The organism is Micromonospora sp. Mcm103, assembly GCF_024519755.1.
In the GTDB taxonomy this organism is placed as follows: Bacteria; Actinomycetota; Actinomycetes; order Mycobacteriales; family Micromonosporaceae; genus Micromonospora; species Micromonospora aurantiaca.
Window position 1 is genome coordinate 424,593 of the sequence record NZ_JALJRJ010000003.1, and the last position, 6,695, is coordinate 431,287.

The 6,695-nt window shown below is 71.7% G+C and carries 8 protein-coding genes; 7 read left to right on the plus strand and 1 reads right to left on the minus strand.

The genetic code is table 11. The features are described from left to right. Positions 1 to 61: 61 nt before the first annotated feature. From OC439_RS06905 to OC439_RS06935, 7 genes are all read left to right on the plus strand, one after another. Complete coding sequence (locus tag OC439_RS06905) at positions 62 to 1,009, plus strand: carbohydrate ABC transporter permease (RefSeq protein ID WP_073831681.1); 948 nt, start codon at positions 62 to 64, stop codon at positions 1,007 to 1,009. After that, positions 1,006 to 1,821, plus strand: a complete 816-nt coding sequence (locus OC439_RS06910; RefSeq protein ID WP_116506973.1) for a carbohydrate ABC transporter permease — start codon at positions 1,006 to 1,008, stop codon at positions 1,819 to 1,821. Before OC439_RS06905 ends, OC439_RS06910 begins: the two co-directional genes overlap by 4 nt. Before the next feature lie 7 nt (positions 1,822 to 1,828). Next, a complete protein-coding gene (gene dgoD / locus OC439_RS06915) occupies positions 1,829 to 2,977 on the plus strand; it encodes a galactonate dehydratase (protein ID WP_262012703.1) in 1,149 nt (382 codons plus the stop codon). Positions 2,978 to 2,981: 4 nt separating this feature from the next. After that, the gene (locus tag OC439_RS06920) at positions 2,982 to 3,605 is read left to right on the plus strand and encodes a bifunctional 4-hydroxy-2-oxoglutarate aldolase/2-dehydro-3-deoxy-phosphogluconate aldolase (protein ID WP_262012704.1); all 624 of its coding nucleotides are present in this window, start codon (positions 2,982 to 2,984) and stop codon (positions 3,603 to 3,605) included. 88 nt (positions 3,606 to 3,693) lie between these two features. Next, a complete protein-coding gene (locus OC439_RS06925; RefSeq protein WP_262012705.1) occupies positions 3,694 to 4,647 on the plus strand; it encodes a sugar kinase in 954 nt (317 codons plus the stop codon). Between the two features lie 25 nt (positions 4,648 to 4,672). Continuing rightward, complete coding sequence (gene manD / locus OC439_RS06930) at positions 4,673 to 5,902, plus strand: D-mannonate dehydratase ManD (RefSeq protein ID WP_262012706.1); 1,230 nt, start codon at positions 4,673 to 4,675, stop codon at positions 5,900 to 5,902. Then, entirely contained in the window at positions 5,892 to 6,485 is a 594-nt protein-coding gene (locus tag OC439_RS06935) for a gluconokinase (RefSeq protein WP_262012707.1), read from the plus strand. The genes manD and OC439_RS06935 overlap by 11 nt, the downstream gene beginning before the upstream one ends. Here OC439_RS06935 and OC439_RS06940 read toward each other — a convergent pair. Next, on the minus strand, positions 6,438 to 6,695 hold a 258-nt coding region (locus tag OC439_RS06940; RefSeq protein ID WP_262012708.1), incomplete at its 5' end, for an FtsX-like permease family protein. The two genes, OC439_RS06935 and OC439_RS06940, sit on opposite strands and share 48 nt — an antisense overlap.

A 6,695-nucleotide genomic window follows, 5' to 3' on the forward strand; every position in this document is an offset into this window, starting at 1 on the left:
CGGGGCCGACCGGCCCCGCCGTCCCCGCACCGGGTCCCGGCCCTGACCACTCGGAGACCTCATGTCAGCCGTCACCACACCAGTCACCAGACCGTCGCAGGCCGGCCCGGCCCCGGCGGAGTCGGGCTGGTCGCGCTGGGCCAACGCGCACCGCAAATGGCTCTTCGCGGCCCCCGCCATGGCGTTCGTCGCCGTGCTGATCATCTTTCCGGTGGCGTGGACCGGATACCTCAGCCTCACCGACGCCGAGGGTTCGGTCCGCGCCGAGAGCGAGTTCATCGGGTTCCAGAACTACCTCGACGTGCTCGCCGACACCGACCGGTTCTGGCCGGCGGTGTGGCGAACCGTTCTGTTCACCGGCGTCGTGCTCGCCGTCGAGGTGGCGCTCGGCATGGCGATCGCCCTGCTGCTGTGGCGGCCGTTCCGCGGTGAGCGCTGGGTCCGGGTCGCCATCCTGCTTCCGCTGGTCGCCACCCCGGTGGCGGTCGGCATGATGTGGCGGCTGATCTTCGACCCCACCATCGGCATGGCCAACCAGGTGCTCAGCTGGGTCGGCATCGGTCCGCAGCCCTGGCTGTCCGGCCAGAACAGCGCCCTGCCGACGACGATGTTCATCGACATCTGGCAGTGGACCCCGATGGTCGTGCTGATCCTGCTCGCCGGCCTCACGTCGCTGTCGGACGAGCCGCAGGAGGCCGCCCTCATCGACGGCGCCAGCACCTGGCAGCGGTTCCGGCACGTCACGCTGCCGCTGCTGATGCCCACGGTGATCGTCGCGATCCTGCTGCGCGGCATCGATGCGCTGAAGACCTTCGACATCCTCTACGCCACGAAGGGTCGCGGCGGAGGGTCGTTCCACGAGGTCGAGACGCTCAACGTCTACGCGTACGGGCTGAGCTTCGACTACAACGACTACGGCGTCTCATCGACGGTCCTGATCATCTTCTTCCTGATCATCATCGGGGTGATGTGGGCCCTGACCTACCGCAAGAAGGGGCTGGACCGATGAAGCCGGGCAAGCCGTTCAAGGTCTTCCGGGCGGTGGCCCTGGCCGTCGTGGTGCTGGCGCTGATCGCGCCGCTGCTGTGGATGATCGCCGCGTCGTTCAAGACCAACGTCGACATCTACGACACCGGCAAGGCCTTCGTCTTCTCGCCCACCCTGGACAACTACGGCAACGTGCTCCAGCAAGCCAACTACGTCCAGTTCATCGGCAACAGCCTGTGGGTGGCGTTCGCCGCCACGCTCTTCTCGCTCATCCTCGGGGTACCGGCCGCCTACTCGATGAGCCGGTTCAGCATGAAGAAGTCAGCGCTCGTGGTGCTCATGGCCCGGATCATCCCGGGCGTGTCGCTCCTGGTGCCCTGGTACTACGTCTTCTCGAACCTGCAGATGGTCGGCGGGTACACCGTGCTGATCCTCAGCCACATGTTCGTGTCGCTGCCGCTGATCGTCTACATCATGATGGGCTTCTTCGACAGCCTGCCGGAGGACCTGGAAGAGGCGGCGCTGGTCGACGGACTGACCCACATCGGCGCGTTCCGGCGGATCACCCTGCCGCTGTCCGTGCCCGGCGTGGCGACCGCCGGCATCCTGTCCTTCATCTTCTCCTGGAACAACTTCATGTTCGCCCTGGTGCTCTCCGGCGCGGACACGAAGACCCTGCCCGTGGCGATCTTCGACTTCGTCGGCTACGCCAGCATCGACTGGGGCGGCCTGATGGCCGCGGCCACCGTGGTCACTCTGCCGATCATGGTGATCGCCCTGTTCGTGCAGAAGTACATCGTCTCCGGGCTCACCGCCGGCGCCACGAAGGGCTGAGGACGCCATGACAACGATCGCACGGGTGGAGACGTTCCTCGTCGCGCCACGGTGGCTGTTCGTCCGGGTCGAGACCGTCGACGGGATCGTCGGCTGGGGCGAGGCGACCTGCGAGGGCCGCTCCGAGACCGTCCGCACCGCCGTCGAGCAGCTCAGCGAGCTGCTGGTCGGCCGGGACGCGCTGCGGATCGAGGACCACTGGCAGGTGCTGACGAAGGCCTCGTTCTACCGGGGCGGGCCGATCCTGGCCAGCGCCGTCGCCGGGCTCGACCAGGCACTGTGGGACATCGCCGGCAAGCACTTCGGCGCCCCGGTGCACCAGCTGCTCGGCGGCCCGGTCCGCGACCGGATCCGGGTCTACGGCTGGGTCGGCGGCGACGAGCCCGCCGAGGTACGCGACCAGATCAGCGCCGCCGTCGAGACTGGGTTGACCGCCGTGAAGATGAACGCGTCCGGGCGGATGAGCCCGGTCGCCTCGGTCGCCGAGCTCGACGGCGTGGTCCAGCGGGTGGCCGCCGCCCGGGAGGTGCTCGGCGACGAGCGGGACGTCGCCGTCGACTTCCACGGCCGGTTCAGCCTGGCCACCGCCCGGCGGGTCGCCCCGCTACTCGAGCCGTACCGGCCGTTCTTCCTGGAGGAGCCGGTGGTGCCGGAGAACTCGCACCTGATCGGCGAGTTCGTACGCACCACGACCACCCCGGTGTCCACCGGGGAACGGCTCTACAACCGGCAGGAGTTCCTGCCGGTTCTGCAGGCCGGCATCGCGGTCGCCCAGCCGGACCTGTCGCACGCCGGCGGCATCACCGAGGTCCGCAAGATCGCCGCGCTGGCCGACGTGTACGACGTCCAGCTCGCCCCGCACTGCCCGCTCGGCCCGATCGCCCTGGCGTCCTGCCTGCAGGTCGGCTTCGCCACGCCCAACTACCTGATCCAGGAACAGAGCATCGGCATCCACTACAACCTCGGCGCCGAGGTGCTCGACTACTGCCTCGACAAGACCCCGCTGACCTTCGTCGACGGCTACGTCGAGCGGCTCACCGCGCCGGGCCTCGGCATCGAGATCGACGAACACGCGGTGCGGACGGCGGACAAGCGCGGACACGCCTGGCGCAGCCCCACCTGGCGGCACGCCGACGGCTCCTATGCGGAATGGTGAAAACATGACTGTCAATCTCGTCGCCGAACTCGCCGCCGCCCGGATGCTCGCGGTCATCCGGGGCACCGACACGGCCGGCGCGATCGCCGCCGGCACCGCCCTGCTGGAGGAGGGCGTACGGATCGTGGAGGTGGCCCTGACCACGCCGGACGCGGCGCGGGCCGTCGAGGCCCTGCGCGCGGTCGCACCGGCCGGCTCCCTGGTCGGCGCCGGCACGGTGCTCACCGTCGCGGACGTCGCCGAGGTGGCGGCGGCCGGCGCGCAGTTCGTGGTGACGCCCGCGGTGGTCGAGTCGATCGCCGAGGCGGCGCGGCGCGGCCTGCCCGTCGCCGCCGGGGCGTTCACCCCGACCGAGGCGTACACGGCGATGCGGCTGGGCGCGTCGGCGATCAAGCTGTTCCCGGCGTCGGTGGGTGGCCCCGCGTACCTGAAGGCGGTGCGCGACCCGTTCCCCGACATCCCCTTCGTGGCGGTCGGCGGTGTCGGCCTGGCCGACCTGCCCGGCTACTTCGCCGCCGGCGCGATCGCCGTCGGCCTCGGCGGCCCGCTGGTCGGTGACGCCGCCTCCGGCGGCGACCTCGACGCCCTGCGCCAGCGCGCCCGCGCCTACCTCGCCGCCGTCGCATGAGCACCGCCGGCCTTCCCGTCGCCCACCCGCGCGACACCCGCCCGTCCGCCGCGCACCCGCGCGCCGGCGGCCACCCGGGCACCGCGTCATGACCGCCGTCGACCTGCTCACCTTCGGCGAGGCCCTGCTGTCGCTGCGCACGGCCGCGCCCATCGTCACCGGCGGCGCGCTCACCCCGCACCTGGCCGGGGCGGAGGCCAACGTGGCCGTCGGGGTGGCGCGGCTCGGCCACCGCGCGGCCTTCGCCGGCCGGGTCAGCGCCGACGAACTCGGCGAGTTCCTGCTCCGGCAGCTCCGCGCCGAGGGGGTACGCCTCGAACACGTGGTCCGCGACCCGGACCGCCCGGCCGGGCTGATGTTCCTGGAACGGCGGACCGCCGACCTGACCCGGGTGACCTACCAGCGGGCCGGCTCGGCCGGCTCGGCGGTGTCCGTCGAGGACCTGCGGCCCGCCCTGGCCGCCGGTGCCCGGGTGCTGCACCTGACCGGGATCACCGCGGCGCTGTCCGACGGCGCCCGGGAGGCCACCCGGTGGGCGGCCGAGACCGCCGCCCGGGCCGGGACGCTGGTCTGCCTCGACGTCAACCACCGGACGAAACTGTGGAGCCGGGACGCGGCGCGGGCCGCGCTCGCCGGCATCGTCGGCCACGCCTCGGTCGTGGTCGCCTCCGCCGACGAACTGGACCTGGTCGGCGCACCGGGCGCGGACGAGCCGGCTGTGGTCGCCGAACTGCTGGACCGGGGCGTGTCGACGGTGCTGGTGAAGCTCGGCGGCGACGGCGCCCGCGCGTACACCCGGGAGGGCGTGCGGCACGCGGCAGCGGTGCCCGTGACGGCGGTGGACACCGTCGGCGCGGGGGACGCCTTCACCGCCGGCTACCTCTCCGGCCACCTCGACGGTCTCGACCTGGCCGGGCGGCTGCGCCGCGCGGTCACCCTGGGCGCCTTCGCCGTCGGCGGCAACGGCGACTGGGAGTCGCTGCCTCGCCGCGACGAACTGTCCCTCCTGAACGACGTGCAGCCCGGCAGCACGCTGCGCTGACATCACCCCTGAGAAAGGCATCGGCATGAAGATCGTCGCCGCGGACGTCATCGTCTCCAGCCCCGACCGGAACTTCGTCACCCTCAAGATCACAACTGACGAGGGGCTCACCGGGCTGGGCGACGGCACCCTCAACGGACGCGAACTGGCCGTCGCGTCGTACCTGGCCGACCACGTCGTCCCGCTGCTGATCGGGCGCGACCCGCATCAGATCGAGGACACCTGGCAGTTCCTCTACCGCTCGGCGTACTGGCGGCGGGGGCCGGTCACCATGGCCGCCATCGCGGCCGTGGACGTCGCTCTCTGGGACATCAAGGCCAAGGCCGCCGGGATGCCGCTCTACCAGCTCCTGGGCGGCGCCTCCCGGACCGGGATCCTGGCCTACGGGCACGCCTCCGGGCGGGACCTGCCCGAGCTGTTCGACTCCATCCGCAGCCACCTGGAGCAGGGCTTCCGCGCCATCCGGGTGCAGACCTCGGTGCCCGGCATCAACGCCGTCTACGGCGTGGCCGCCCAGCCCAGCGCCGACGGCAAGCGCTACGACTACGAGCCGGCCCAGCGCACGCCGCTGCCCGCCGAGGAGGACTGGGACACCCGTTCGTACCTGCGGCACCTGCCGGGGGTCTTCGAGGCCGTTCGAAACGAGTTCGGCCCCGAGCTGCCCCTGCTGCACGACGGGCACCACCGGATGACCCCCATCCAGGCCGCCAAGCTGGGCAAGGCGCTCGAGCCGTACGACCTGTTCTGGCTGGAGGACTGCACCCCGGCGGAGAACCAGGAGGCGTTGCGGCTGGTCCGGCACCACACCACCACCCCGTTGGCCATCGGCGAGGTCTTCAACACGGTCTGGGACTACCAGACGCTGATCCGCGAACAGCTCATCGACTACGTGCGCTCCGCCGTCACGCACACCGGCGGCATCACCGCCATGCGGAAGCTGCTCGACTACGCCGCCCAGTACCAGATCAAGTCCGGCATCCACGGCCCGACCGACATCTCCCCGGTCGGTATGGCCGCCGCGCTCCACCTCGACCTGGCCATCCACAACTTCGGCATCCAGGAGTACATGCGGCACGGGGCGCTCACCGACGAGGTGTTCCGGCAGTCGTTCACCTTCGCCGACGGACACCTGCACCCGGGACAGCAGCCCGGCCTCGGCGTGGAACTCGACGAGGAGGCCGCGGCCCGGTTCCCGTACCAGCCGGCGTACCTGCCGTTCAACCGGCTCAAGGACGGCACGGTCCATGACTGGTGACCGCCGCCCGCCCACCCGGCACGTGGTGGTGATGGGCGTGTCCGGGGCGGGCAAGACGACGGTGGCGCGAGGGATCAGCGAGCTGACCGAGCTGGTGTTCGCCGAGGCGGACGAGTTCCACCAGCCGGCCAACGTGGCCCGGATGCGCGCCGGCATCCCGCTGGACGACGCGGCACGCCGGCCCTGGCTGCGCGACCTCGCGGCCTGGATGGCCGGCCGGCACGCCGAGGGCGTGTCCACGGTGCTTGCCTGCTCGGCGTTGAAGCGCTCCTACCGGGACGTGCTGCGCCAGGGACCACCCAGCGTGGAGTTCGTGCACCTGGCCGGCACGGCCGAGCTGATCCGGGACCGGATGACCCGGCGGGTCGGGCACTACATGCCGGCCAGTCTGCTCGACTCCCAGCGGGCCACCCTTGAGGACCTGGCGCCCGACGAAGCCGGGGTGGTGCTGGACGTGGCCGCGGCACCGGAGGAACTGGTCGTCGCGGCGGTCGACCGGCTCGACCTGCCCCGACGGACATCCGTCGGCACCGGTTCACCCGGCGACGCCGACGGGAGACCGCGCGGGACGGTCGCGCAGTGATCGCCAGGTCGGCAGTGCGCTCGCCAGCACCGCCAGGAGCAGGCAGAGCCCCACCACCCCGCCGACGACGGACCACGGCACCACCAGGTCGACCGGTACGCCGGTCTGCTCGGCCAGGCCGGCACGGATACTCAGCAGACCGACGAACGCGACGGCCCCGCCGAGCAGCGCGCCGATCAGCACCACCAGGGCGGACTCGGCCGTGACCAA